This window comes from Pseudonocardia sp. P1, assembly GCF_000178675.2.
Classification (GTDB): domain Bacteria; phylum Actinomycetota; class Actinomycetes; order Mycobacteriales; family Pseudonocardiaceae; genus Pseudonocardia.
This window is the reverse complement of the sequence record NZ_ADUJ02000001.1, coordinates 5,582,036-5,606,849: the sequence shown is the minus strand read 5'-3', so window position 1 is coordinate 5,606,849 and position 24,814 is coordinate 5,582,036. Positions and strand designations below refer to the sequence as shown.

The following is a 24,814-nucleotide window of genomic DNA, read 5'->3' as shown; positions in this document are numbered from 1 at the left end:
GAGTCAGGAGTCATGGACCCCAGCGACAGTCCCGGCGCCGTCCGCCCCACACCCGGACGGCGACCCCGCACCGCCCTCGTCCCCGCGCGCACGGCCCTCCGGCCCGCCCGCCCCGATGACCGGGTGGTGACGCTCCGGTGATCGGCACGATCCTCGGCATCCTGCTCGGCATCCTCGTCGTCCTCGCGATCACCGCGTTGACCGGCTACTTCGTGGCCCAGGAGTTCGGCTACATGGCCGTCGACCGGTCCCGGCTCAAGGCCAGGGCCGCCGAGGGCGACGCCGGCGCCGCCCGTGCCCTCGACATCACCCGCCGGACGTCGTTCATGCTGTCCGGCGCCCAGCTGGGCATCACCGTCACCGGTCTGCTCGTCGGTTACGTCGCCGAGCCGCTGATCGGCGACGGCATCGGCGAGCTGCTCGGCGTGGTGAACGTGCCGGCCGGCGTCGGCGCCGCGATCGGCATCGCGTTCGCGCTGCTGCTCTCGACCGTCGTCCAGATGGTCTTCGGCGAGCTGTTCCCGAAGAACCTGGCGATCGCCCGCCCGGAGCCGGTGGCCCGCGCGCTCGCGCTGTCCACCAAGACCTACCTGGCGATCTTCGGCTGGATCATCAAGATCTTCGACGCCGCGTCCAACGTGCTGCTCAGGGCACTGCGGATCGAGCCGGTGCACGACGTCGAGCACTCCGCCACCCGGCGTGACCTCGAGGCGATCATCGACGACTCGAAGGACTCCGGTGACATCGACCCGGAGCTCGCGACGCTGCTGGACCGCGCGGTCGACTTCAGCGACCGCACGGCGCGCGCGGCGATGATCCCGCGGCCGCGGGTGTCCTGGGTCCGCGACGACGCCACGGTGGAGAGCCTGATCGGGCAGATGGCGGTGCAGCACTCCCGCTACCCGGTGCTCGGCACCCCGCCGGACGCCGCCGATCCGGAGAACGCGATGGAGCTCGTCGGCGTCGTCTGCCTCAAGGACGTGCTGGCGCTGTCCGAGCGCCTCGGTGGGCGCAGCTTCGCCGAGGTCCGGGTCTCCGAGCTCATGCGGGTGCCGGTGCTGGTGCCCTCGTCGCTGCCGCTGCCGCAGGTGCTGGCCCGGCTGCGCGAGGAGGACGAGGAGCTCGCCTGCGTGCTCGACGAGTACGGCGGCCTGGCCGGTGTGATCACCGTCGAGGACGTGGCCGAGGAGCTCGTCGGCGAGATCACCGACGAGCACGACCAGGCGGGCACCGACCAGGCCACCGCGGCCGGCGACGGCTGGGTCGTGCCCGGCGACCGGCACGTCGACGAGGTCGGCAGGCTGATCGACGCCGAGCTGCCCGACGGCGACTACCAGACCGTCGGCGGCCTGGTGATGGCCGAGCTGCAGAGGCTGCCGGAGACCGGTGACGAGGTCACCGTCGTCATCCCCGCCGACAACCCGGACGACGACGACCGCGCCCTGCGCCTGACGGTGCAGGAGGTGGACCGCCGCGTCCCCGCCGCGGTCCACCTGGTCTGGACCGAACCGGCCACCAGTTCCGACGACGAGCAGGAGGTGCGCGCATGAGCACCGTCGAGATCGTCGTCTCCGTCGCGCTCATCGCGGCGAGCGCGTTCTTCGTGGCGGTCGAGTTCGCACTCGTCGCCGCGCGCAACTACCGCCTGGAGGAGGCCGCGCAGACCTCGGCGTCGGCGCGTGCCGCCCTGCGCAGCGCGAAGGACATCTCGCTGCTGCTGGCCGGGTCCCAGCTCGGCATCACGCTGTGCGTGCTGGGTCTGGGTGCGGTCACCAAGCCGGCCGTCGACTACGCGCTGCGCCCGGTCCTGGAGGGCTGGGGGCTGCCCGGCGGCGTCGCGGGCGTCGTGTCGTTCGTGATCTCCCTGATCGTCGTGACGTTCCTGCACCTCGTCGTCGGTGAGATGGCGCCGAAGTCCTGGGCGATCTCGCACCCGGAGCGCTCGGCGATCATGCTGGCGATCCCGATGCGGGCGTTCATGGTCGTCGCCCGGCCGCTGCTCCTGCTGCTCAACGGCGCGGCGAACCGCTGCCTGCGTGCCGTCGGTGTCGAGCCGGTCGACGAGATGGCGTCCGGCCGCAACGCCGACGACCTGCGTGAGCTCGTCGACCACTCGGCGAAGACCGGCGCGCTCGACCAGGAGCACCGTGACCAGCTGGTCACCGCGCTGGAGCTGGAGCGCACCCCGCTGCGGGATCTGGCGCACGAGCCGTCCGGGGTGTCGGCCGACGACGACGTCAGCACCGTCCAGGACACCGCCCGGCGCACCGGGCACCTGCGGCTGATCGTCCGCGACGGCGAGACACCCGTCGGCTACGTCCACGTCCGGGACACGCTGACCCGCGATCCCGGCACCCGGGCCCGCGACCTGATGCGCCCGGTGCTCACCCTGCCGGGTGACACGCTCTACCACACGGCGGTGAACACGATGCGCGACCAGCGTGCGCATCTGGCGCTGGTGGAGTCCGACGGCAGGCAGGTCGGCATCGTCACCCTGTCCGACCTGGTGGAACGGCTGCTACCCGAACCGGTGTAGGACGTCCCCCGGACCGGGTACCGGCGCTGCGCCCGGTACGGGACCGTCCTACTCTGGGCCGCCTTCCGTCGCCACTTCCCGTGGGAGGTCCCACCGATGACCGCACCGTCGCTCCGTCCGGCCGAGCTGGACGACGCAGCGCTCACCCGGCTGAAGCAGCTCGAGGACCGGATCGGCGGGCCGCTGGTGGCCTACCGTCCGGAGTCGCCGTACGCGGCGCTCAGCGAGGACGACCTCGCCGAGGTCCGCCGGACCGAGAACGAGCTCGGCGTGCAGCTGCTGGCCTACCGGGCCTGACCGGCCCCCGACACGAGAACGCCCCGCCCGGGATCCGGGCGGGGCGTTCTCGTGCGCGGGTGCTCAGCAGCCGAGCAGGCGGGTCGCCAGCCAGGTCTCGACCTGGTCGAGCGCGACGCGCTCCTGGGCCATCGAGTCCCGCTCGCGGATGGTGACGGCCTGGTCGGTGAGGGTGTCGAAGTCGACCGTGATGCAGAACGGGGTGCCGATCTCGTCCTGACGACGGTAGCGGCGGCCGATGGCGCCGGCGTCGTCGAAGTCGACGTTCCAGTTCTTCCGCAGCTGCGCGGCCAGGTCCTTCGCCTTGGGCGACAGGTCGGCGTTGCGCGACAGGGGCAGCACCGCGGCCTTGACCGGGGCGAGCCGGCGGTCGAGCTTCAGCACGACCCGCTTGTCGACGCCACCCTTCGCGTTGGGCGCCTCGTCCTCGGTGTAGGCCTCGATGAGGAAGGCCATCATCGACCGGCCGACACCGGCCGCCGGCTCGATCACGTACGGCTTGTACCGGGTGTCGGTGGCCTGGTCGTAGAACGACAGGTCGACGCCGGAGTGGTTCGAGTGCGCCGTCAGGTCGAAGTCCGTGCGGTTCGCGATGCCCTCGAGCTCGCCCCACTCCTGGCCGGTGAAGTTGAACCGGTACTCGATGTCGACGGTGCGCTTCGAGTAGTGGGAGAGCTTCTCCTTGGCGTGCTCGTAGTGCCGCAGGTTGTCCGGGGAGATGCCCAGGTCGGTGTACCAGCGGGTGCGCTCGTCGATCCAGTACTGGTGCAGCTCCTCGTCGCTGCCCGGCTCGACGAAGTACTCCATCTCCATCTGCTCGAACTCGCGGGTGCGGAAGATGAAGTTGCCCGGGGTGATCTCGTTGCGGAAGCTCTTGCCGATCTGGCCGATGCCGAACGGCGGCTTCTTGCGCGAGGTCGTCTGCACGTTCAGGAAGTTCACGAAGATGCCCTGCGCGGTCTCCGGGCGCAGGTAGTGCAGCCCCTCCTCGGACTCCACCGGGCCGAGGAAGGTCTTCAGCATCATGTTGAACTCGCGGGGCGCGGTGAACTGCCCGCGGGTGCCGCAGTTCGGGCAGGGGACCTCGGAGAGGTCGTTCTGGTCGGCCTGCTCCGGGTCGCGGCCCTTGCGCTCGGCGAACTCCTCGGCGAGCTGGTCGGCGCGGTAGCGCTTGTGGCAGGACTCGCACTCGACCAGCGGGTCGGAGAACGTGCCGACATGGCCGGACGCGACCCAGGTCTGGCGCGGCAGGATGACCGACGAGTCCAGGCCGACGACGTCGTCGCGGCCGGTCACCACGGTCTTCCACCACTGGCGCTTGATGTTGTCCTTCAGCTCGACGCCGAGGGGTCCGTAGTCCCACGCCGACCGCGTACCGCCGTAGATCTCGCCGGAGGCGAAGACGAATCCGCGCCGCTTGGTCAGCGCGACAATGGTCTCGATCTTGGCGGAGGTCGGCTTGCTGGCCACAGCGGTACTCCAGGAACGTGGTTCGGACTCTCCCACCGGCAGGGCGGCCAGAGGGGCGTCCCAGATTACCGACCCGCCGTCACCGCATCTCTCCCGCCCGGCCACGCACCTCGCGCCCGGCCCGCGCGCAGCTCGCGCCGCGGCCCGCGCCCGGCTCGCCCTCGTCCGCCGGACGCTCACTGGTTCCGCCGCCGCTCACGCGATCGGGCGAGCGTTGGCGGAACTCGTGAGCGTCTGCGGCTCCAGCAGGGAGCGCAGCCTCGTGGTCACCTCGTCGAAGTGGTCGATGTCGTGCCAGGTCCAGCGGACCACGGTCCGGACGGCCGGCTGTGCCCGCAGCGCGTCCTCCCGCCGCTTCTCCCGCAGGACCGCGTCGGCCACGGTCTCCCCCGGACGCAGCGACCTGCCGTACTTCTCCATGCCGTCGAACTCGCCGACGACGCCGTGCTCCGGCCACCAGAAATCGACCTGCCCGACGAAGCCCCCGCACCGGTCCCGCACGACGTGCTGCAGGCGGGGCGCCGGCACGCCCTGTACCTGCATGCGGACCCTGCTCCGCGACTCCCCCGGGCCGTCGGCGCGCCCGTCGGCGAACGCGGCGACCGCCCGTGCCGGGCCCGCACCCCGGCGGCCGGCGGCCCGCCCGACGGCGTCGGCGACCTCGGCCTCCGTGCAGAGCCCCCGGAACAGTGCGGCGTCGGCGATCGGCACCGACGTCTCGAACGGTGCGGTCCGCGCCACGTCGACGACCGTGCGCGCGGCGGAGGTCACCGGGACCCCGCCGACCGTGGTGACGTCCCCGTCCGGGAGCGGGGCCGCGCTCAGGCACACACGAGCCGTGCTCCGGCCACCCCCGGAACGGTCACGGGTGACGTGGACCCGGCGCAGCGGCACGCCCCACACCGGCAGGTCCTGCAGGACCGCCGCGGACAGACCGCTGACGACGGCGCCCGGCCCGAGCAGGGGCAGCGTCGCCTCGACGAGCAGCCGGTGGCACTCCACCGCGCTGCGTCGGCGAGGGTCGTCGGCGTCGAGGTAGGCGCCGGGGCGTACCCGCCACAGCGTTCCGCGCCCGATCGCGGAGCGGACCTCCTCGTCGGTGCGGCCCTCCGCGAGGAGCCTGCGTCTCAGGTGCAGTTCGCCCATGCCACGACCCTGCCGCCGCGACACGCCCCTGTACCGACGACCTGCGAACCTGTGGACACGGCACCGACTTGTGGACAACCGCCACCACCCCCAGCGGTCCCGGCGGGTCCGGGCGCCCACCGGTCGGGCCGACCCTGACCGACCCGCCGGCGCTCACCGGACCGTCTGTGCTCACCGGACCGTCTGTGCTCGCCGGATCCGTGGGGCTTCAGCAGATCCGTGGGTGCGGAACGGATCCGTGGGCCCACCGTCTCCGCACACGCTCGCCGGTTCCGCCGATGCTCACCGGATCGCGTGAGCGCCGCCAGAATCCGCGAGCCGCGCTGCTCACCGGATCCGCAGACGCTCACCGACTACGCCGCCGCTCACCGGATCGCGTGAGCGCCCCCGCATTCCGCGAGCGCCCCCGCACCCGCGAGCGCCGCCGGAATCCGCGAGCGCCGCCGGATCGCGTGAGCGGCCTCGGATCGCGTGAGCGCCGCCAGAACCCGTGAGCGTTGCCAGAACTCGCGAGGCGCACTGCCCACCAGATCCGCTGACGCTCACCAGATCCGCCGACGCTTACCCGATCGCGCGAGCGCCGCCCGATCAAGTGAGCGCCGCCCGAACCCGTGAGCGCCGCCCACCCCCGCGGGCGGTGCCCACACCCGCGAAGGGTGCCCGAACCCGCGAGCGACGCCAGATCCCGCGCGCCGCACCATCCACCGCATCCGCACACGCTCACCAGATACGCCGACGCTCACCCGATCGCGCGAGCGGCACCGGAACCCGTGAGCGTTGCCGGGGCTCTGGAGTCCCTGGGCGGCAACGGGGCCCTCGGAGGCGCCGGGATCGGTGGGTGCCAGGATCCGTGGGCGCCGGGGCCCTCGGTGGCGCCGGGATCCGTGAGCGCCGGGATCCGTGAGCGCCGGGATCCGTGAGCGCCGGGATCCGTGAGCGCCGGGATCCGTCAGTGCCGGGATCCGTCAGTGCCGGGATCCGTCAGTGCCGGGATCCGTCAGTGCCGGGATCCGTCAGTGCCGGGATCCGTCAGTGCCGGGATCCGTCAGTGCCGGGATCCGTCACTTGCCGAGGCGGGTTCGACGGAGCGGCGCGCCGGGAACGGGCCGGCGCCGGGGCTGGGGCCAGGGCGGGAGCGGAGCCGGAGCCGGAGCCGGGGCGGCGAGGGGCGCGTCAGTCGGTCAGGAGGCTCGGGTGGTGGGTGACCGTCGTGCCGGGGGGTGCCGAGATGCGGGTCTCGTAGGTCGCCTCGGTGGTCGTGTCCGCCTCGGCCAGCAGCGGGTGCACGTGTTCCCGGACCGCGAACGGGCCCAGGGCGCGGCGGTAGGCGTCGACCGAGTCGAACCGGACGGTCAGCACCCACTGTTCCGGGTCCTCGATCGCCCGGCCCACCTCACCGCCGCGGTACCCCCGCTGGGCGGCCAGCAGCTCGAGGGCCCTGGCGGCGCGGGCGGTGAAGCCGGCGGCACCGGCGGGCGACACGGAGAACCGGCAGACCAGCAGCACCCCGCGACGATAACGAACACGCCTACCATGTCGGGTGCGGTCGGCACTGCTCTTTCGGTGCCGGGGGTGTGACCGCCGCCCCCGGGGACGGGACGGTCATCTGATGTCAGCCGCGACGGAGGCGACCCGGGCCCCCGACGACCACTCCGGGGACCACCACCCCGCGCCCGAGCCGGGCCCCGTCCGTGACCAACGCACCCTGGCCGCCGCGGGCGACCTGCTGCGCGCGCTGGCCGCGCCGGTCCGGATCGCGATCGTCCTGCAGCTCCTGGAACACTCGCGCTGCGTCCACGACCTGGTCGACGCGCTGGGTGTCGCCCAGCCGCTGATCAGCCAGCACCTGCGGGTGCTCAAGTCGGCGGGCGTGGTCGAGGGTGAGCGCAAGGGACGCGAGGTGCTCTACTCGCTGGTGGACGATCATCTCGCGCACATCGTGGTGGACGCGGTGGCACACGTGGAGGAGGGCCCGTGACGGACCAGGCGGTGCAGGACGGGCCGACGCGGTCGACAGCCGGTCCGCGCGGCATCCGGGCGACCCGGCAGCGCGCCGCGGTGACGGCGCTGCTCGACCGGATCGAGGACTTCCGGTCCGCCCAGGAGATCCACGAGGAGCTCCGCCGCACCGGCGAGGGCATCGGCCTGACCACGGTCTACCGGACCCTGCAGACGCTCGCCGAGGGCGGCGAGGTCGACGTGCTGCGGACCGCGTCCGGCGAGGCCGTCTACCGCCGGTGCGAGACCGAGCACCACCACCATCACCTGGTGTGCCGCCGGTGCGGCGCCGCCGTCGAGATCGAGGGCCCCGCCGTAGAGTCCTGGACCCAGTCCGTCGCCGAGCAGCACGGCTTCACCGAGGTGTCGCACACCCTGGAGATCTTCGGGCTGTGCGGGCGCTGCACCGCCGCACGCGAGTCCTGACCCGCCACGAGGAGTCCCTCAGCAGGGGATTTCCGGGCGCGGGTCCGGCGTCGGCGCCCACCGGCCGTCGACGATCGCGTAGGTCCAGGACGGCCCCCGCCGCGCCAGCCGGTCCAGCGCCCCGACCAGCCGGTCGACGTCGTCCGCGGTCGTGCGCAGCCCGAGCGAGGCGCGGACCGCGTCGCCCCCGGTGAGCCTGTCCAGCAGCGGGTGCGCGCAGAACCGGCCGTCGCGCACGCCGATCCCGTGCTCCGCCGAGAGCGCCGCCGCGACCAGCCCGGCCGGCAGGTCGCCCAGGGTGAAGGAGACGGTGGCGGTCCGGTCGCCGGCGTCGTCGAACGCGGACAGGGTCCGCAGACCCGGCACCGTGGCGAGACCGGCCCGCAGCCGCTGCGCGAGCGCCCGCTCGTGCGCCGGGACGACGTCGTCGATCAGCGGCTCGAGCTCCCGGCAGGCCGCGCCCAGCGCCGCCGCACCCAGCACGTTCGGCGTGCCGCCCTCGTGCCGCTGCGGCGCGGGCAGCCACTCCGTACGGGTGGTGTCGCCGTCGACCGCGACCGAGCGGACCGCGCCGCCCCCGGCCAGGTGCGGTTCGGCGGCGTCGAGCCAGTCCCGGCGTCCGACCAGGACACCGGCGCCGTAGGGGGCGTAGAGCTTGTGCCCGGACAGCGCGACGTAGTCCGCGCCCCAGCCCGCGAGATCGACCCGCCGGTGCGGGGCGAGCTGGGCGGCGTCGACGCAGACCCGGGCGCCCGCCGCGTGCGCGATCGCGGCGATGTCGGCGACCGGCAGCAGCTCACCGGTCACGTTGGACGCGCCGGTCACGGCGACCAGCGCCGCGTCCGGCCGCGCGGTGAGCTCGGCGCGCAGCGCGTCCAGGGTGGCGGCGACGGTCCGCCCGGCGCGGACGACGCGGTGCTCGGAGTGCCGCCAGGCCAGCAGCGTCGCGTGGTGCTCGAGATCGAGGGTCACGACCGGGCCGGGGACGGCGCGGGCGAGCAGGCCGAGCGCGTCGGTGGTGTTCCGGGTGAACACGACGACGTCGTCGGGGCGGGCCCGGACGAACCGCGCGACGTCGGTGCGGGCCCGCTCCACCAGCGAGGTGCAGATCCGCGAGGTCCAGCCCGCGCCGCGGTGCACGCTGCCGTAGCGGGGCAGCACCTCGGCGACGTGTGCGGCGACCGCCTCGAGCGCGGGCGCCGACGCGGCGGAGTCGAGGTCGCAGTAGCGGACGTGGGTGCCGTCGACCAGCGGGACGGTCAGGTCGGCGCCGACGACGCGCGGCAGCGCGCCGGCGGGCGTAGTACGGGTGGTGGCGACGGTGTCGCGCAGCAGGGCAGCAGTCATGATCCGGCCTCCGGATCTCGGGGACCCGGAGCCCGGTACGGCGAGCTCGGATCCGCGCTTGCCGGCGCGGGTGTCGCGACGGCCCGGTCATCACCCGGGGCACCCCGCCGCGGAGGAGGGTTGCCGGCCAGCAAGCCGGGGCTTCGCGCTGGCACTCGTGACCTTCGGGCCGAGACGCTAGCACGCGGGCCGTCCGGACCCGGTCGCGGTGCGTGCCACGTCACCGGACGTCTCATAACGCGACACCGTGCCCCCGCCCGCGCGGCTAGCGTCGGGCATTCGGAGCTTCGGACGTTCGGAGGTGGGTCGACGATGACCGACACGCAGCAGGACGGTGCGCCCGCGGCGCCGACATCGGTACGCCGGATCGACGTCCCGGAGTCGGGTGAGCTGGCCCAGCTGGCGGGCGTCCTCGACGACCTGCAGTACGTCCTGCGGTGCTGCGAGCACCTGGTCACCACGCTCGGCGGCCCGGAGTCCGGCCCGGTGCGGGTGGAGTCCGATCCCGCACTCGTCGAGGCGTTGTGGACCGGCGCCGTCACCGGCTACGTGCGGTGCTTCTCCGGGCGGACCAGGACCCTGACGAAGGACGACCTGGGTGAGCTGGAGCTGGACGGCGACGTCACGGCCTTCCACGACATGGTGCTCACCCTGCGGGACCACTACGCGTCGCGGCACGTGAACCCGCGCGAGTCGTACACGATCGGCGTGGCCCAGTCGAACGACGGCAGCCCGCGCGGCGTCGCGATCGTCTCGACGCCCCGCCCGCAGGTCGACGAGACGACGGTTCGGCTGCTCGGCCGGGTCGCCTACGGACTGTCCGCGCTGGTCGACGCCCGGATGACCAGATCGCAGAACGACGTCCTCGGCGTCGCGCGGGACATGTCCCCCGCGCAGCTCTCGGCACTCCCGATCATGCACCTGTCCGGCGGGGACGACGGGGACGGGGACGGCGGGACCGGCGCCGGGTGAGGTGATCCACCGGCCCGGACGTGCATGGAACGGCGCGCAGCGGCAACACCCCTCAGGACACGCACGAACCGTCCGAGGAGGAACGACCGGATGACCGCCCGCACGACCACCCCCGACGCCGTCCACGCCGCCCTGGACGGGGTGACGTTCCCGGCAGGCAAGGACGAGCTGGCCGCCGGCGCCGAGCGCAACGGCGCCGACGCCCGCACGACCGAGGCGATCCGCGCCGTGCCGGCCGAGGACTACCGGTCCGCCGCCGACGTCGTCGCCGCGGTCGACACCGCCGACGAGTCCGAGGAGGAGACCGAGCAGCTCCGCAAGCAGCGGCGGACCGAGCACACCCACGGCGGCCTGTCCGAGGCCACCAAGGACGTCGACCCGGTCAACCCGATCGAGGAGGAGCTGGGCACCAACCGCAAGAAGTGAGTGCCCGGTACGCCGCCGTCCGGTGACCTCCCGGTCCCGGGCGGCGGCTCAGGACTCCACGAGCTCGGCGCGCATGCTCGACGCCGACGACACGACGAGCATCAGCAGCGTCCCCATCGGCTGTTCCTCGAGTCCGACGGCCGGGAACGCGTAGCGCAGGGTCACGTCCCAGCCGTGCTCGCCCTGCACCACCCGCGGGGTCCCGAAGAGCCCCTCGCCGACACCCGTCCCGACCCGGCGGGGCACGTCGTCGTCGGCCAGGTCCCAGGCGACGACACAGGTGATGTTGAGGACCGGCAGGCCCTCCTCCAGCTCGGTGCCCTGGACCACGCACAGCACCCCGCCGTGCGCGAAGGTGAGGGCGCCGTCGTCGTCCACCTGGACGTCGTGGAACCGCTCCAGCGCCGCGCGGGCGGTCGCGAGCATGCCCTCGATCACGGTGTCGGTCATGACGCCCCCGCACTGTCGACGGCGCCGCCGAAGCGGCGGTCCCTGCGCGCGTAGATCTCGATCGCCTCCCAGATGTGCCTGCGGTCGAAGTCCGGGAACGGCGTGTCCAGGAAGACCATCTCGGCGTAGGCGGACTGCCAGAGCAGGAAGTTCGACGTCCGCTGTTCCCCCGACGACCGCACGAACAGGTCGACGTCGGGCATGTCCGGCTCGTCGAGGTGTCGCGCGAGCATCCGCTCGTCGATCTTGTCCGGTTTGATCTTCCCCTCGGCCGCGAGCCGCGCGAGGTGCCGGACCGAGTCGACGATCTCGGCGCGGCCGCCGTAGTTCACACACATCGTGAGGTTGAGGACGTCGTTGTGCTTCGTCCGCTCCTCCGCGACCTCGAGCTCCTTGATGACCGAGCGCCAGAGCCGCGGGCGGCGGCCCGCCCAGCGGACCCGCACACCCATCTCGTGCATCTCGTCGACCCGGCGGCGGATGACGTCGCGGTTGAACCCCATCAGGAACCGGACCTCGTCGGGGCTGCGGCGCCAGTTCTCGGTGGAGAAGGCGTAGGCCGACAGCCACGTCACCCCGATGTCGATGCAGCCGCGGGCGACGTCCATCAGGGACGCCTCGCCACGCTTGTGCCCCTCCGTGCGGGGCAGGCCGCGGGCGTTGGCCCAGCGGCCGTTGCCGTCCATCACGAGGGCGACGTGGCGCGGCACCAGCTCCGGTGGGATCGCCGGGGGCCGTGCACCGGACGGGTGCGGCGGTGGGGGCTGGAACGGCACGACCTCACCCTACGTCCGCCGCCCGGCCGGACCGCCCGGCAGGCCCCGGGCCGCTCAGATCCGGAACTGCTCGTCGGGCTCCTCGCGCTCGGGCCAGGCGGGGACCTCCGAGTCCTCCAGGCGCTCCACCGTCTCGCGCAGGTCCCGCATCCCGCGGTGCCCGCGGACGCGGTCGGACTCGGACAGCGGGTCGGACTCGTCGGGCCGGATCACCGGCAGCATCGGGATCGCGGGCCAGGCGCCGTCGTCGGTGCGGGTGCGGACCTGGCGCATCGCGCGGGTGGGACCGTCCTGCGGGGACTCCGGCAGCACCTCGGTGCGCACCGGGATCTGCTGGGTCGGCGGGACGGGGATCCGCTGGGTCGTCGCGGGGAGCCGGCGGGTCGTGCTCTCGGCTCGTCCGTCGCCGTCCCGCGGGGTGTGGGGTCGGGTCACGACTACCTCTCCGTCGACGGGCTGGGGTCCCGTCGATCACAGGATCGTAACGAGATCGGCGCCCGGTCGCCTACCCACGACGGGATTCACCCGGTGGAGTCGGCGGGTGCGACACGCAACGCGACCGGCGGTGGTACTGGGACACCGGTGCAGGCGGGTGGGACCGTTCGTCGGCCCGGTCCGGCCTTTCGGCGGCCCTGCCGCACAACGCATCCGACCGGACGGACGCACGACGTACCGCCTGCCGGGTCAGTCGCTGGCGGCATCCGGGGTCTCCGGACCGGCGGGGACGGCCGGTTCCGGCTCCCGCGTACGGGCCCGGCGGTCGACCAGCGGCAGGGATCGCAGCTGCCGTTCCAGGTGCCACTGCAGGTGCGCGGCCACCAGCCCGCTCGCCTCCCGCCGGTTCGGCGTCGCCGAGGCGTCGGCGGTCGCCCAGTCACCGTGCAGCAGGGCCTCGAGCAGGGACACGGTCTCCGTCGCCGGGGTGACCGAGCCGGGCGGGCGGCAGCGCGGGCACACCATTCCGCCCCCGGCGACGGTGAAGGCCCGGTGCGGCCCGGGCGTCGCGCACCGGGCGCACTCCGACAGCGACGGCGCCCATCCGGCGTGGCTCATCGCGCGCAGCAGGAACGCGTCGAGCACCAGCGCGGGTTCCCGGACGCCGTCGGCCAGCGCCCGCGTCGCCCCGAGCAGCAGCAGGTACACCCGCAGCGCCGGCTCGCCCTCCTCGGACACCAGCCGGTCCGCGGTCTCCAGGATCGCGCAGCCGCACGAGTACGCCGACCAGTCCGCGACGACGGCGGGCGCGAACGCGTCGACGGTCTGCGCCTGGGTGACGACGTCGAGGGTGCGGCCGGTGTAGCACTGCACGTCGACGTGGTTGAACGGCTCCAGCCGCGCCCCCCACCGGGACCGGGTGCGCCGGACGCCCTTCGCGACGACCCGGATCTTGCCCCGCTGCTTCGTCAGCATGGTGACGATCCGGTCGGCCTCGCCGAGCTTCTGCACGCGCAGCACCACACCGGTGTCGCGGTAGAGCTGGGCCATGCACCCAGCCTAGAGCGTGTTCAGAAGCCCAGCTTGCGCAGCTGCTTGGGATCCCGCTGCCAGTCCTCCGCGATCTTCACGTGCAGGTCCAGGTGCACCCGGGTGCCCAGCAGCTTCTCGATCTGCCGGCGGGCGTCGGTGCCGACCTGCTTGAGCCGGGCGCCGCCGCGGCCGATCACGATGCCCTTCTGGCTGGACCGCTCCACGTAGATGATCGCGTAGATCTCCAGGAGGTCCTTCTTCGCGATCGTCTCCTCGACGACGACGGCGATCGAGTGCGGGAGCTCGTCCCGCACGCCCTCCAGCGCGGCCTCCCGCACGAGCTCGGCGACGAGCACGTCCTCCGGCTCGTCGGTCAGGTCGCCGTCCGGGTAGAGCTGCGGGCCCTCCGGCAGCCGCGCGACCAGCAGGTCCGCCAGCAGCTGCACCTGGTAGCCGGACTGCGCGCTGGTCGGGACGATCTCGGCGAAGTCCATCAGCCCGGAGACCTCGGTGAGCCGCTCCGCGACCTGCTCCGGGCGGGCCAGGTCGGTCTTGGTGACGACCGCGACCACCGGCGTGTGCGTCGCGATCTTCCGCAGCTCCTCGGCGATGAACCGGTCGCCCTTGCCGACCTTCTCGTTCGCCGGGACGCAGAACCCGACGACGTCGACCTCGGCCCAGGTCTCGCGCACCAGGTCGTTCAGCCGGGACCCGAGCAGCGTGCGCGGCCGGTGCAGGCCGGGGGTGTCGACCAGGACGATCTGGGCGTCCGGGCGGTGCACGATCCCGCGGATCGTGTGCCGGGTGGTCTGTGGCCGCGACGAGGTGATCGCGACCTTCTGGCCGACCAGCGCGTTGGTCAGCGTGGACTTGCCGGCGTTGGGCCGGCCCACGAAGCAGGCGAAGCCGGAGCGGAAGGTCCCGGCGGGCTGGGGGACGGTCATGACGCGCCCAGCCTGTCCAGGATCTCGCGCCCGATCGGCAGGGCCGCCGTCGCCGCCGGGGACGGCGCGTTCAGCACGTGCAGGATCGAGCCCGCACCGCCGGTGCCGGCCGGGCCCGGCTGGTCGAGGAACAGGAAGTCGTCGACCAGGGTGCCGTCGGCCTTCACCGCCTGCGCGCGGACACCGGCGCCGGCGGGATGCAGGTCCTCGGCCCGCACGTCGGGCAGCATCCGCTGGATCTGGCGGACCATCGCCTCCTTCGAGAGCGAGCGCCGGACCTCGCCGATCCCGTACCGCCAGTGCTTCTGCGCGACCTTGATCATGCCCGGGTAGGTGAGCGTGCCGAGCAGCTCCTTCGGCTTGACCGTGCCCCAGGAGTAGCCCTCGCGGGCCATGGCCAGCACGGCGTTCGGGCCGGCGTGCACGTGGCCGTCGATGCCGCGGGTCGCGTGCACCCCGAGGAACGGGAACGCCGGGTCCGGAACCGGGTAGATCAGGCCGCGGACCAGCGAGGCCGCCTGCTCGGAGAAGCCCGAGTACTCCCCGCGGAACGGCACGATCCGCACGCCCGGGTCGGCCCCGGCCAGCGTCGCGAGCTCGTCGCAGCGCAGCCCGCCGCAGACCACGACCCGGGAGCCGAGCAGGTCGCCGCGGTCGGTGCGGACGACGACGTCGGACGGCCGGCGCGCGAACCCCGTCACCGTGCGGCCCAGGTGCACCTCGCCGCCGTTCTTCTCGATCAGCTCGCCGAGCTTCTCGGCGACCGAGCGGTAGTCGCAGATGCCGGTGGAGGGCACCCACAGCGCGGCGAGCCCGCGGACGTCGGGCTCGTAGTCCCGGATCCCGTTCTCGTCGAGGCGGTGGTTCTCGACGCCGTTGGCCGCGCCGCGGCGGGCGAGCTCGTCGAGCCGCGGCAGCTCCTCGGGCTCGGTGGCGACGACGAGCTTCCCGCACACCTGGTGCGGCAGGTCGTGCTCACGGCAGAACGCGACCGTCTCGGCACACCCGGCGACGGCGAGGCGTGCCTTGTACCCGCCGGGCGCGTAGTAGAGCCCGGAGTGGATGACGTTGGAGTTGTTGCCGGTCTGGTGGTTCGCGAGGCGGGACTCCCGCTCGACGACGGCGACCGACAGCCCGGACCGCGTCGCGGCGTAGGCGGTGGCCAGCCCGACGATCCCCCCGCCGACGACCACCAGGTCGTGCGACGGCGTCGCGGGCAGCCCCGTCACGCGGCACGCTCCACGGTCGGGGCGGACGTGCGTGCAGCCATCGGTTCCTCCTCCGGCCCGCGGGTCGCGGGTCCGTCTCCAGCTCGTCGTGCTCCCGGCGCGGGGAGCGGTGTCATGCGCGGCGTGCGGCGTCGCCGGTGTGCTCGGTCGGGTCGCCGGCGACCGGGTCGGGGACGTCGCCGTCGGGACCGCCGGTGCCGGATCCACCCGTGTCGTCGGCGTCGTCGTCCTCGGCCGGGACCAGCGGGCTGACCAGCACCGAGGTGATCCGGATGCGGCCGCGCGCGTCCTTGCCGCCCTCGCCCTCCAGCCGCAGCAGGCCCTCCACCTCGGCGGTCGCCCCCGGCAGGGGGACCTTGCCGAGCCGCTGGGCGAGCAGGCCACCGACCGTGTCGACGTCGGCCGCCTCCAGCGCCTCACGCAGCTCGTCCTCCCGCGGGGTGCCGCGGAACCGGCCGGAGAAGAGCTCCTCGAGGTCCTCGACCGGCACCCGGGCGGCGACCCGGAACGCCCCCTCGGGGAGCTCCGAGACCTCCGGGACCTCCTCGGTGTCGTACTCGTCGGTGATCTCGCCGACGATCTCCTCGAGGATGTCCTCGATCGTGACGACACCGGCCGTGCCGCCGTACTCGTCGACGACGACGGCCATGTGGTTGCGGGTGCGCTGCATCTCGCGCATCAGCTCGTCGCTGCGCTTGGAGTCCGGCACGAACGCGGCCGGTCGAATGATCTCGACCAGCGACTTCTGCGGGGCGCCGCGGAACTGCGCGTCGTCGCGGGCCCGGACCAGGTCCTTGAGGTAGGCGACGCCGATGACGTCGTCGATGCCCTCGCCGAGCACCGGGATGCGGGAGTAGCCGCTCTTCAGCGCGAGCCGCAGCACCTTGTCGACCGGGGTGTCGCGCTCGGTCCAGATCACGTCCGGGCGCGGCACCATGATCTCCCGGACCGGGGTCTCCCCCAGCTCGAACACCGAGTGGATCATCTTGCGCTCGCCCTCGTCGACGACGCCGCGGTTGCTGGCCATGTCGACCAGCTCGCGCAGCTCGACCTCGGTCGAGAACGGGCCCTCCCGGAAGCCGGGGCCCGGCGTGATCGCGTTGCCGATGAGGATCAGCAGCGACGCCAGCGGCGAGAGCACCGTGCCGAGCGCGCGGATCGGGGCGGCGAGCAGCAGCCCGATCCGGTACGGGTGCTGGCGCCCGAGCGTCCGCGGGCCCACGCCGATCAGGACGTAGCTGGCCAGCACCATGATCACGCCGGTGAGCACCAGGCCGATCCACGGCGCGGAGAACAGCGGGGCCAGCGCGACCGCCAGCAGGACGACGGCGACCGTCTCGCAGGTCACCCGCAGCAGCATCAGCAGGTTGACGTGCCGCGGACGGTCGGCGACGACGGCGGCGAGCGCCCGGCCACCGGCACGCCCCGCCCGGACGACCGCGTCCACCCGGGCCCGCGAGATCGACATCAGGGCCGAGTCCGCGGCGGCGAACACCCCGGCCAGCAGTACGAGCAGGATCGTCGTGACGATCAGCCAGACGGTGGTCACTTCTCCTCCGGAGCGGCGTGATCGGGGTGCGGCGTCATGAGGGGCCGGATCACCGGCCCTGTTCGTCCTCGAAGCCGGCGGCGCCCATCAGGCGGTCGTCGCTGCGGCGCTGGGCGTCACGGGCCCGGACCTTCGCCCGGTCGTCGTTCCAGCGGACCAGCAACCGGTTCTGCAGCGCGAACATCTCGCGCTCGTCGTCCGGCTCGAGGTGGTCGTAGCCGAGCAGGTGCAGGATCCCGTGCACGGTGAGCAGGTGCAGCTCGTCGGCCAGGGTGTGCCCGGCCTTGCGGGCCTGGTCGCGGGCGAACGCCGGGCAGAGGACGACGTCGCCCAGCAGCGCGGGCCCGAGATCGGGGGCGTCCGGGCGGCGGCCGTCGTCGGCGAGCGAGTCCATCGGGAACGCCATGACGTCCGTCGGGCCCGGCTCGTCCATCCAGCGGACGTGCAGTTCCTCCATCGCGTCCAGAGCGACTGCGGTGATCGCCAGCTCAGCGGCCGGGTTCACCTTCATCGCGTCCAGCGCGTACCGGGCGACCGACACGATCTGTGCCTCGTCGATCGCGATCCCGGACTCGTTGACGACCTCGATGCTCACGCCGGCGCCGCCTCAACCCACCTGTCTCGTTCCGTCTGGTCGCGACCAGCGTAGTCGGGCGCACGAACGGGCCCGGCGGGGCCCGCTCACCGGGCCCGGAGCGACCACCGCGCGTCGACACGACGGTCGCCGTGCGTCACCGGCGGCGGCCGCCGTGCCGGGTCGGCGGGCCGTTGCGGGGCGCCCCGTTCCCGCCGCCGACGGCGGCCCGGCGCTCGGAGACGGCGTCGAACCGCGCGTAGGCGTCGACGATGTCGGACACGAGCCGGTGCCGGACGACGTCGGCGCTGTCGAGGTGCGAGAAGTGCACGTCGTCGACGCCGTCGAGGATGTCCTGCACGACGGCGAGCCCGGAGCGGGAGCTGCCGGGCAGGTCGACCTGGGTGATGTCGCCGGTCACCACGATCTTCGAGCCGAAGCCGAGCCGGGTGAGGAACATCTTCATCTGCTCGGGCGTCGTGTTCTGCGCCTCGTCGAGGATGATGAACGCGTCGTTCAGGGTGCGGCCGCGCATGTAGGCCAGCGGCGCGACCTCGATCGTCCCGGCGGCCATCAGCTTCGGGATGGACTCCGGGTCGATCATGTCGTGCAGCGCGTCGTAGAGCGGCCGCAGATAGGGGTCGATCTTCTCGAACAGCGTGCCGGGCAGGTAGCCGAGCCGCTCCCCCGCCTCGACGGCCGGCCGGGTCAGGATGATCCGGTTGACCTGCTTGGCCTGCAGCGCCTGGACGGCCTTCGCCATCGCGAGGTACGTCTTGCCGGTACCGGCCGGGCCGATCCCGAAGACGATCGTGTGCGAGTCGATGGCGTCGACGTAGCGCTTCTGGTTGAGCGTCTTCGGCCGGATCGTCTTCCCGCGCCGGGACAGGATGTCGAGACTGAGGACCTCGGCCGGGGACTCGCCGATCCGGTCGCGCGTGGGGGCCTCCGCGTCGGACAGCATCGACACGGTGCGCCGCACGGTGTCGGCGCCGACCAGCTGGCCACGCTCGGCGAGCGTGATGAGCTCGGCGAAGACCCGCTCGGCGAACGCGACGTCGGCCGGTTCCCCGGAGAGGGTCAGCTCGTTGCCGCGCACGTGGACGTCGGCGACCAGCTCCTCCTCCGCGGCACGCAGGCTCTCGTCGCGGGAACCGAGGAGTGCGAGCAGGGCGGTGTCCGGCACGGCCATCCTCGACCGGACGGTCCCGCCCTGATCGGTGTCGGACCGCAGGTCGGTCCGGGATGCGGGGCCGGGTTCGGTGCCGGTCAAGAGTGCGATCGCCTGCCTCGGGAGTCGGTGTGCCTGAGCGCCCGCCGATGGTACCCGCCGGGCACCGTCCGTCACCCGCGGATTCCGGCTATCCGGCCAGGCCCTCCAGCGCCCGCAGCGCGGCCGTCCATGCCGGGTGCGCGACGTCGATGAGCTGCAGGTGGTCGGCCCCGTCGACCCGCACGAGCTCGGCCCGGTCCCCCGCCGCCGTCGCCGCCTCGACGAACCGTTCGCTCTGCGCGATCGGCACCACCTCGTCGGCGGTGCCGTGCACGCAGACCGTCGGCACCCCCAGCGGCAACGCCTCCGCCGGGCTCGTGGCCCGGTACCGCGCCGGGTCGCTCGCCGGGGTGGCCGCCACGAGATCGGCGACGGCGCCGCCGTCGGCCCCGCTCCGCCGGGCCGTCGCCAGGTCCAGCACCCCGGCCTGGGAGATCACGCCGGCCGGCCGGACGACGGGTGCCGCGCCCGGTTCCCCCGGTGCCAGCCGGGCCCGCATCGCCAGCCAGGCCGCGAGATGACCACCGGCGGAGTGCCCCAGGACGAACACCCGCCGCAGGTCGATCCGGGTGCTCCCGACCTCCGCGAGCCGGTCCGTGGCGAGCGCGACGTCGTCGAACGTGGAGGGCCACCCACCGCCGCCACCGACCCGCCGGTACTCGATGTTCCAGGTGACGAACCCGGCCGCGACCAGCGCCGACGCGATCGGCCGCATCAGCGAGAGGTCGGTCCCGGTGCGCCAGAAACCGCCGTGCACGACGACGACGGTCGCCCGTGGCAACCCGCGGGTCCGCGGGAAGGTGAGCTCCCCGAACTGGTCCGGCTGCCCGCCGTAGGCGATCCGCTCGGGCGCGGGCGCGGCGGTCGTCGGCGCGGCGGAGCCGCCCCCGCCACGGTCCCCGCCGTCGCCACCGTCGCCGCTGTCACCACCGCACGCGGCGAGCAGCGGGGACGCGAGGGCGCCACCGACGAGGAGCCCGAAGTCACGACGACCGATCCGTCGGCTGTGGTCCGCATCACGCACGGTGCGGATCATGGCAGGTGATCGGGACGAGGACGAGTGGAACGGCGGGCGTAGCTGCTCGGCCGGGCGTAGCGGCTCGGGCGGGCGTAGGAGCGCAGCCGTCGGCAGGAGCGCAGGCGACGAGGCGCCGAGCAACGCCGTGCCCTTCTCCGGAATCGCTGCCTGAGGAAGCGATCTCGCGGGAGGACCACCCCGATCCCGTCGGGACACCGGCCCCGGGACTCGACCCACGCCACCGCCCAGAGCACGGCCCGAGGACCGAAGCCGGACTCCGAGATCGCTTCCCAGGGAAGCGATCTCGCAGAAGTCCTCCCCCGGGGCCTCGCCGGGAGCCCCTCGGCGGAGCCCCGAGCGGTGACACCCGCTCAGCCGCTCCAGCGCCCGGTCCGGACCGCCAGTGCACCTAGCGCGACGCAGGCGGCGGTCGAGGCGCGCAGCACCTCGGGGCCCATCCGGACCGGGACGGCGCCGGCGTCGGCGAGCAGGGCGAGCTCGTGGTCGTCCACCCCGCCCTCGGGGCCGACGGCCAGCAGGACCTCCCCCGCGTCGGGCAGGGGGACGTCGGCGAGGCCGGTGCCGGCGGACTCGTGCAGCACCAGCGCCACGTCGGCGTCGGCGACCCGCCGGGCCAGCTGCCGGGTCGTGACGGGGTCGCCCACCTCGGGCTGCCAGGGCCGCCGGGCCTGTTTGGCGGCCTCCCGCACCGTCGACCGCCAGCGTGCCAGTGCCTTCGCGCCGCGCGGGCCGTCGTCCCAGCGTGCGACGCAGCGCGACGCCGTCCACGGCAGGATCCCGTCGGCGCCGGCCTCGGTCGCGGTCTCGACGGCCAGCTCGCCGCGGTCGCCCTTCACGAGCGCCTGCGCGACGACGACCCGGACCGCGGGCGGCGGGGTCCGCAGCGTCTCCAGGACGCGCAGCGAGAGCGCGTCCTTCCCCTCGGGGGCGACGACCTCGGCGTGCGCGAGGCCCCCGCGGCCGTCGGACAGCACCAGTGCCTCGCCGGGGCGGAGCCGGCGCACCGTCGCGGCGTGCCGGCCCTCCGGCCCGTCCAGCAGCGTCCTGCCGCCGGGGCCGGGGAGGGCGCCGACGTCGTCGACCAGGAACAGCGGCGCCGTGGTCACCGGTCGCCGGCCCGCACCGTCAGCGTCCCCAGGTGTCGCGGAGCCGGGAGAAGAGCCCGTGCCCGTTGCGGGCGCCCCCGACGAGGTCGGGCTGCTCCTCGCCGCGCAGCTTCGCGAGCTGGCGGAGGAGGTCGGTCTGCTCCTTGTCCAGGCGGGCCGGGACCGCGACCTCGACGTGCACGAGCAGGTCGCCGTGGCCGTCGACCCGTCCGGTGGACCGCAGCCGGGGCATCCCCTTGCCGCGGAGCGTGCGGATCGTGCCGTGCTGGGTGCCCGCCTCGATGTCGAGCTCCTGCACGACGCCGTCGAGCAGGGTCAGCGGCAGCGTCGTGCCGAGCGCGGCGGCCGTCATCGGCAGCGGCAGCGTGCAGTGGAGGTCCGAACCGTCGCGGGTGAAGATCTCGTGCGGCGCCTCCTCCACCTCGACGTAGAGGTCACCGGCCGGGCCGCCACCGGCACCGATCTCGCCCTGGCCCGCGAGCCGGACCCGCATGCCCTCGGCGACGCCCGCCGGGATCTTGACCGCCACGGTGCGCCGCGAGCGGACCCGGCCGTCGCCGGAGCACTGCCGGCAGGGGTCCGGGATCACCTCGCCGAACCCGCGGCAGGTCGGGCACGGCCGCGCCGTGACGACCTGCCCCAGGAACGACCGCTGGACGCTCTGGATCTCACCGGACCCGCCGCAGGTGTCGCAGGCGGTCGGGTGGGTGCCCTCCGCGCAGCCGGAGCCCTGGCACAGGGTGCACAGGACCGCGGTGTCGACGGTCAGGTCGCGCTGGATGCCCGCGGCGCAGTCCTCGAGCGTCAGCTCCATCCGGATCAGGGCGTCGGCGCCGGGCTGCACCCGGCTGCGCGGTCCCCGCCCGCGTCCGCCGGCGGCCGAACCGCCGAAGAACGCGTCCATGATGTCGCTGAAGCCGCCGAATCCGGCGAACGGGTCGCCCCCGCCCGCACCGCCACCGGCGCCACCGCGTGGGTCGAGCGGGTCACCGCCGAGGTCGACGATCCGTCGCTTCTCCGGGTCGGTCAGGACCTCGTAGGCCGTGCTGACCTCCCGGAACCGCTCCTGCGCCGCCGCGTCCGGGTTGACGTCGGGGTGCAGCTCGCGGGCGAGCTTCCGGTACGCCCGCTTGATCTCCGAGGCGTCGGCGCCGTGCTCGACGCCCAGGATCCCGTAGTAGTCGCGTGCCACCTGGTGTCTCGTCCTCTGGGTTTCTTCGACGCACCACTGCCGTGGTGCCGATGGTCATTGCGGGCGCAGCTCTTCAGCGCCCCGTCAGGATGTCACCCACGTACCGCGCGACCGCATGCACCGCCGAGATGGTGCCGGGGTAGTCCATCCGGGTCGGCCCGACGACGCCCATGCCCCCCAGCGGTGTCCCCGCCCCGTACCCGACGGTGACGACCGACGCCGTGCGGAGGTCCTCGGCCTCGTTCTCCTCGCCGATCCGCACCGTGACCAGGCCGGAGTCCTGCGAGGCAGCGAGCAGCCGCATGACCACGACCTGCTCCTCCAGCGCCTCCAGCACCTGGCGCAGCGATCCGGGGAAGTCGGCGTTGCTGCGGGTGAGGTTCGCGGTTCCCCCGAGCACCATGCGCTCCTCGGGGTGCTCGACCAGGGTCTCGATGAGCACCGTCGCCACCTGGGTGAGTGTCATGCGCAGGTCGTCCGGGCCCGTGTCGGGCAGCTCGGCGACGGCGGCCGAGGCCTCGGCGAGCTTCCGCCCGCCCAGCGCGTTGCCCAGGATCTCCCGCAGCCGGGCGACGTCGGCCTCGGCGAGCACGTCGCCGAGGTCGACCACCCGCTGGTCGACCCGCCCGGTGTCGGTGATCAGCACCAGCATCAGGCGGGCCGGGGTGAGCTGGACGACCTCGAGGTGCCGCACCGTCGACCGGGTGAGCGTCGGGTACTGGACGACGGCGACCTGCCGGGTCAGCTGCGCGAGCAGCCGGACCGACCGGCGCAGGACGTCGTCGAGGTCGACGGCCCCGTCCAGGAACGTCTGCACGGCCCGCCGCTCGGCCGTCGACAGCGGCTTGACCTGCGAGATGCGGTCCACGAACTGGCGGTAGCCCTTGTCCGTCGGGATCCGCCCGGCGCTCGTGTGCGGCTGCGCGATCAGCCCGTCCTCCTCGAGGACGGCCATGTCGTTGCGCACGGTGGCGCTCGACACACCGAGGTTGTGCCGGTCGACGATCGCCTTGGAACCGACCGGTTCCTGCGTCGACACGTAGTCGGCGACGATGGCCCGCAACACGGCGAACCGCCGCTCGTCGGCGTTCATCTCCTCGCACCTCCCCCGGCGCATCCCGCTCACCCGGTGTACCTCGTCCAGTCTAGGCGCCGCCACGACGCCCCGGCCGGACCCGCGACCGGCCGGGGCGGTCTCAGACCCGGACCGGGCCCTCCTCGGCGAGCAGCAGGTCGGTCACGACCCGGTCGGCCAGCAGGCGTCCCCGGTCGGTGAGGACGGCCCGTCCGGCGTCGTGCGCGGCCGGTTCCAGCAGCCCCTCACCGGCGGCGCGGGACGCGGCGGCCCGTCCGCCGTCGTCGAGCAGGCCGAGCGGCATGCCCTCGGCCAGCCGCAGCCGCAGCATGACGCTCTCGGTGTGCCGCTCGGCAGGGGTCAGCTCCTCGCGGCCGGCCTCCGGGACCGCGCCGTCGGCGAGCAGCCCGGCCCAGCGTGCCGGGTGCTTGACGTTCCACCAGCGGGTCCCGGCCAGGTGCGAGTGCGCGCCGGGGCCGACGCCCCACCAGTCGCCGTCGCGCCAGTAGCCCAGGTTGTGCCGGCACTCGGCGCCGGGCAGTGACCAGTTCGACACCTCGTACCACCGCAGGCCCGCGTCCCGCAGCCGCGCGTCGAGCAGCTCGTAGCGGGTGGCGGCGACGTCGTCGTCCGGGGCGGGCAGCTCGCCGCGGCGGACCCGGCGGGCGAGCGCGGTGCCGTCCTCGACGATCAGCGCGTAGGCCGAGACGTGGTCGACGCCCGCCTCGAGGACGGCGTCGGCCGAGCGTCGCAGGTCGTCGTCCGTCTCGCCGGGGGTCGCGTAGATCAGGTCCAGGTTGACGTGCCCGAACCCCGCGGCCCGGGCCTCCCGTGCCGCGTCGACGGCACGGCCGGGGGTGTGCGTGCGGTCCAGGACGGCGAGCACGTGCCGGGCCGCCGACTGCATCCCCAGCGAGACGCGGGTGTAGCCGCCGTCGCGGATCCCGGCGAAGAACTCCGGCGACGTCGACTCGGGGTTCGACTCGGTGGTGACCTCGCAGCCCGGTGCCACCCGGAACTCCGACCGGATCGCCGCCATGACCGCGGACAACCGGTCCGCGCCGAGCAGCGAGGGCGTGCCGCCGCCGACGAACACCGTCTCCACCGTGCGGTCGCCGACGGTCCGGGCGGCCAGTGCGATCTCCCGCCGGGCCGCCTCCAGCCAGCCCTCCGGCGACGACGCGTCACCCGCCAGCTCGGAGGCGGTGTAGGTGTTGAAGTCGCAGTAGCCGCAGCGGGTCGCGCAGAAGGGCACGTGGACGTAGATCCCGAAGGGCGGCGCGGCGGTCACGTCCGACGAGTGTGCCACCCGTTCCCGCCCGGCCCCGGGTGTGACCCCACTCCCAGGATGCGGACGCGTCGTTGGCCGCGGTCCGGACACCGTGCGATGCTGGTCGACGTGCACGCGCTCCGTCTCCGCCTCGTGGCCCGCCGCCACGTGGACCTGAACCGGACCCGCAGCGCGCTCTGTCGCCGTCCCTCCTGACGGCCTGCCACCTCTCTCCCCGGGCCGCGTTCCGCC

The 24,814-nt window shown here is 73.8% G+C and carries 25 protein-coding genes and 1 riboswitch; of the genes, 7 read left to right on the top strand and 18 right to left on the bottom strand.

Going from position 1 to position 24,814, the window contains the following annotated elements:
* Window positions 1-137 precede the first annotated feature (137 nt).
* The 3 genes from PP1_RS26070 (at window position 138) to PP1_RS26060 (ending at window position 2,833) form a co-directional block, all read left to right on the top strand.
* Complete coding sequence (locus tag PP1_RS26070) at window positions 138-1,550, top strand: hemolysin family protein (protein ID WP_010227449.1); 1,413 nt, start codon at window positions 138-140, stop codon at window positions 1,548-1,550.
* Entirely contained in the window at window positions 1,547-2,536 is a 990-nt protein-coding gene (locus PP1_RS26065) for a hemolysin family protein (protein ID WP_010227451.1), read from the top strand. The genes PP1_RS26070 and PP1_RS26065 overlap by 4 nt, the downstream gene beginning before the upstream one ends.
* A 96-nt stretch (window positions 2,537-2,632) precedes the next feature.
* A complete protein-coding gene (locus PP1_RS26060; protein WP_010227453.1) occupies window positions 2,633-2,833 on the top strand; it encodes a hypothetical protein in 201 nt (66 codons plus the stop codon).
* A gap of 63 nt (window positions 2,834-2,896) precedes the next feature.
* Here PP1_RS26060 and PP1_RS26055 read toward each other — a convergent pair whose 3' ends face one another.
* The 3 genes from PP1_RS26055 to PP1_RS26045 all read right to left on the bottom strand — a co-directional run bounded on the left by PP1_RS26055 (window position 2,897) and on the right by PP1_RS26045 (window position 6,955).
* Complete coding sequence (locus PP1_RS26055; protein ID WP_010227455.1) at window positions 2,897-4,303, bottom strand: glycine--tRNA ligase; 1,407 nt, start codon at window positions 4,301-4,303, stop codon at window positions 2,897-2,899.
* A gap of 195 nt (window positions 4,304-4,498) precedes the next feature.
* The gene (locus tag PP1_RS26050; protein WP_075314522.1) at window positions 4,499-5,449 is read right to left on the bottom strand and encodes a hypothetical protein; all 951 of its coding nucleotides are present in this window, start codon (window positions 5,447-5,449) and stop codon (window positions 4,499-4,501) included.
* A gap of 1,173 nt (window positions 5,450-6,622) precedes the next feature.
* The gene (locus tag PP1_RS26045) at window positions 6,623-6,955 is read right to left on the bottom strand and encodes an antibiotic biosynthesis monooxygenase family protein (RefSeq protein WP_010226208.1); all 333 of its coding nucleotides are present in this window, start codon (window positions 6,953-6,955) and stop codon (window positions 6,623-6,625) included.
* 103 nt (window positions 6,956-7,058) lie between these two features.
* Between PP1_RS26045 and PP1_RS26040 the strand changes: the two genes are divergently transcribed.
* Together PP1_RS26040 and PP1_RS26035 are read left to right on the top strand one after the other, a co-directional pair.
* Entirely contained in the window at window positions 7,059-7,427 is a 369-nt protein-coding gene (locus PP1_RS26040) for an ArsR/SmtB family transcription factor (RefSeq protein WP_010226206.1), read from the top strand.
* Entirely contained in the window at window positions 7,424-7,873 is a 450-nt protein-coding gene (locus PP1_RS26035) for a Fur family transcriptional regulator (RefSeq protein ID WP_010226204.1), read from the top strand. Before PP1_RS26040 ends, PP1_RS26035 begins: the two co-directional genes overlap by 4 nt.
* 18 nt (window positions 7,874-7,891) lie before the next feature.
* Here PP1_RS26035 and PP1_RS26030 read toward each other — a convergent pair whose 3' ends face one another.
* Window positions 7,892-9,220, bottom strand: coding sequence for an aminotransferase class V-fold PLP-dependent enzyme (locus PP1_RS26030; protein WP_010226202.1), 1,329 nt, complete (start codon window positions 9,218-9,220; stop codon window positions 7,892-7,894).
* 49 nt (window positions 9,221-9,269) lie between these two features.
* Window positions 9,270-9,383, bottom strand: a riboswitch (SAM riboswitch).
* 149 nt (window positions 9,384-9,532) lie between these two features.
* On the opposite strand from PP1_RS26030, the gene PP1_RS26025 reads away from it, so the two are divergent.
* A complete protein-coding gene (locus PP1_RS26025) occupies window positions 9,533-10,192 on the top strand; it encodes a hypothetical protein (RefSeq protein WP_010226200.1) in 660 nt (219 codons plus the stop codon).
* Window positions 10,193-10,282: 90 nt separating this feature from the next.
* Window positions 10,283-10,618, top strand: a complete 336-nt coding sequence (locus PP1_RS26020) for a DUF2795 domain-containing protein (protein ID WP_010226198.1) — start codon at window positions 10,283-10,285, stop codon at window positions 10,616-10,618.
* 48 nt (window positions 10,619-10,666) lie between these two features.
* Here the strand turns inward: PP1_RS26020 and PP1_RS26015 are convergent, their stop codons facing one another.
* From PP1_RS26015 to hemW, 14 genes are all read right to left on the bottom strand, one after another.
* On the bottom strand, window positions 10,667-11,068 hold the full coding sequence (locus tag PP1_RS26015) for a hypothetical protein (RefSeq protein WP_010226197.1): 402 nt from the start codon (window positions 11,066-11,068) through the stop codon (window positions 10,667-10,669).
* Window positions 11,065-11,844 carry an isoprenyl transferase gene (locus PP1_RS26010; protein ID WP_010226195.1) on the bottom strand — a complete coding sequence of 260 codons (780 nt, stop codon included), beginning with the start codon at window positions 11,842-11,844 and terminating at the stop codon, window positions 11,065-11,067. The genes PP1_RS26015 and PP1_RS26010 overlap by 4 nt, the downstream gene beginning before the upstream one ends.
* A gap of 54 nt (window positions 11,845-11,898) precedes the next feature.
* Complete coding sequence (locus PP1_RS26005) at window positions 11,899-12,279, bottom strand: hypothetical protein (protein WP_010226193.1); 381 nt, start codon at window positions 12,277-12,279, stop codon at window positions 11,899-11,901.
* A 249-nt stretch (window positions 12,280-12,528) separates the two neighbouring features.
* Window positions 12,529-13,329, bottom strand: a complete 801-nt coding sequence (gene recO, locus PP1_RS26000) for a DNA repair protein RecO (RefSeq protein ID WP_010226191.1) — start codon at window positions 13,327-13,329, stop codon at window positions 12,529-12,531.
* 20 nt (window positions 13,330-13,349) lie between these two features.
* Complete coding sequence (gene era, locus PP1_RS25995; RefSeq protein ID WP_010226189.1) at window positions 13,350-14,255, bottom strand: GTPase Era; 906 nt, start codon at window positions 14,253-14,255, stop codon at window positions 13,350-13,352.
* Window positions 14,252-15,484 carry an L-2-hydroxyglutarate oxidase gene (gene lhgO / locus PP1_RS25990; RefSeq protein ID WP_010226187.1) on the bottom strand — a complete coding sequence of 411 codons (1,233 nt, stop codon included), beginning with the start codon at window positions 15,482-15,484 and terminating at the stop codon, window positions 14,252-14,254. Before lhgO ends, era begins: the two co-directional genes overlap by 4 nt.
* A gap of 112 nt (window positions 15,485-15,596) precedes the next feature.
* A complete protein-coding gene (locus PP1_RS25985) occupies window positions 15,597-17,033 on the bottom strand; it encodes a hemolysin family protein (RefSeq protein ID WP_010226185.1) in 1,437 nt (478 codons plus the stop codon).
* Between the two features lie 49 nt (window positions 17,034-17,082).
* A complete protein-coding gene (ybeY, locus tag PP1_RS25980) occupies window positions 17,083-17,628 on the bottom strand; it encodes an rRNA maturation RNase YbeY (RefSeq protein WP_010226183.1) in 546 nt (181 codons plus the stop codon).
* Between the two features lie 136 nt (window positions 17,629-17,764).
* On the bottom strand, window positions 17,765-18,880 hold the full coding sequence (locus PP1_RS25975) for a PhoH family protein (RefSeq protein WP_010226182.1): 1,116 nt from the start codon (window positions 18,878-18,880) through the stop codon (window positions 17,765-17,767).
* 88 nt (window positions 18,881-18,968) lie between these two features.
* Window positions 18,969-19,904 (bottom strand): alpha/beta hydrolase family protein, encoded by a 936-nt coding sequence (locus PP1_RS25970; protein ID WP_249266019.1) that lies wholly within the window; start codon window positions 19,902-19,904, stop codon window positions 18,969-18,971.
* 365 nt (window positions 19,905-20,269) lie between these two features.
* Window positions 20,270-21,025, bottom strand: a complete 756-nt coding sequence (locus PP1_RS25965; protein WP_075314524.1) for a 16S rRNA (uracil(1498)-N(3))-methyltransferase — start codon at window positions 21,023-21,025, stop codon at window positions 20,270-20,272.
* A 19-nt stretch (window positions 21,026-21,044) separates the two neighbouring features.
* On the bottom strand, window positions 21,045-22,217 hold the full coding sequence (gene dnaJ / locus PP1_RS25960) for a molecular chaperone DnaJ (protein WP_010226174.1): 1,173 nt from the start codon (window positions 22,215-22,217) through the stop codon (window positions 21,045-21,047).
* 73 nt (window positions 22,218-22,290) lie between these two features.
* Window positions 22,291-23,310, bottom strand: coding sequence for a heat-inducible transcriptional repressor HrcA (hrcA, locus tag PP1_RS25955; protein WP_010226172.1), 1,020 nt, complete (start codon window positions 23,308-23,310; stop codon window positions 22,291-22,293).
* 103 nt (window positions 23,311-23,413) lie between these two features.
* A complete protein-coding gene (hemW, locus tag PP1_RS25950) occupies window positions 23,414-24,601 on the bottom strand; it encodes a radical SAM family heme chaperone HemW (protein ID WP_010226170.1) in 1,188 nt (395 codons plus the stop codon).
* Between the last annotated feature and the right edge of the window lie 213 nt (window positions 24,602-24,814).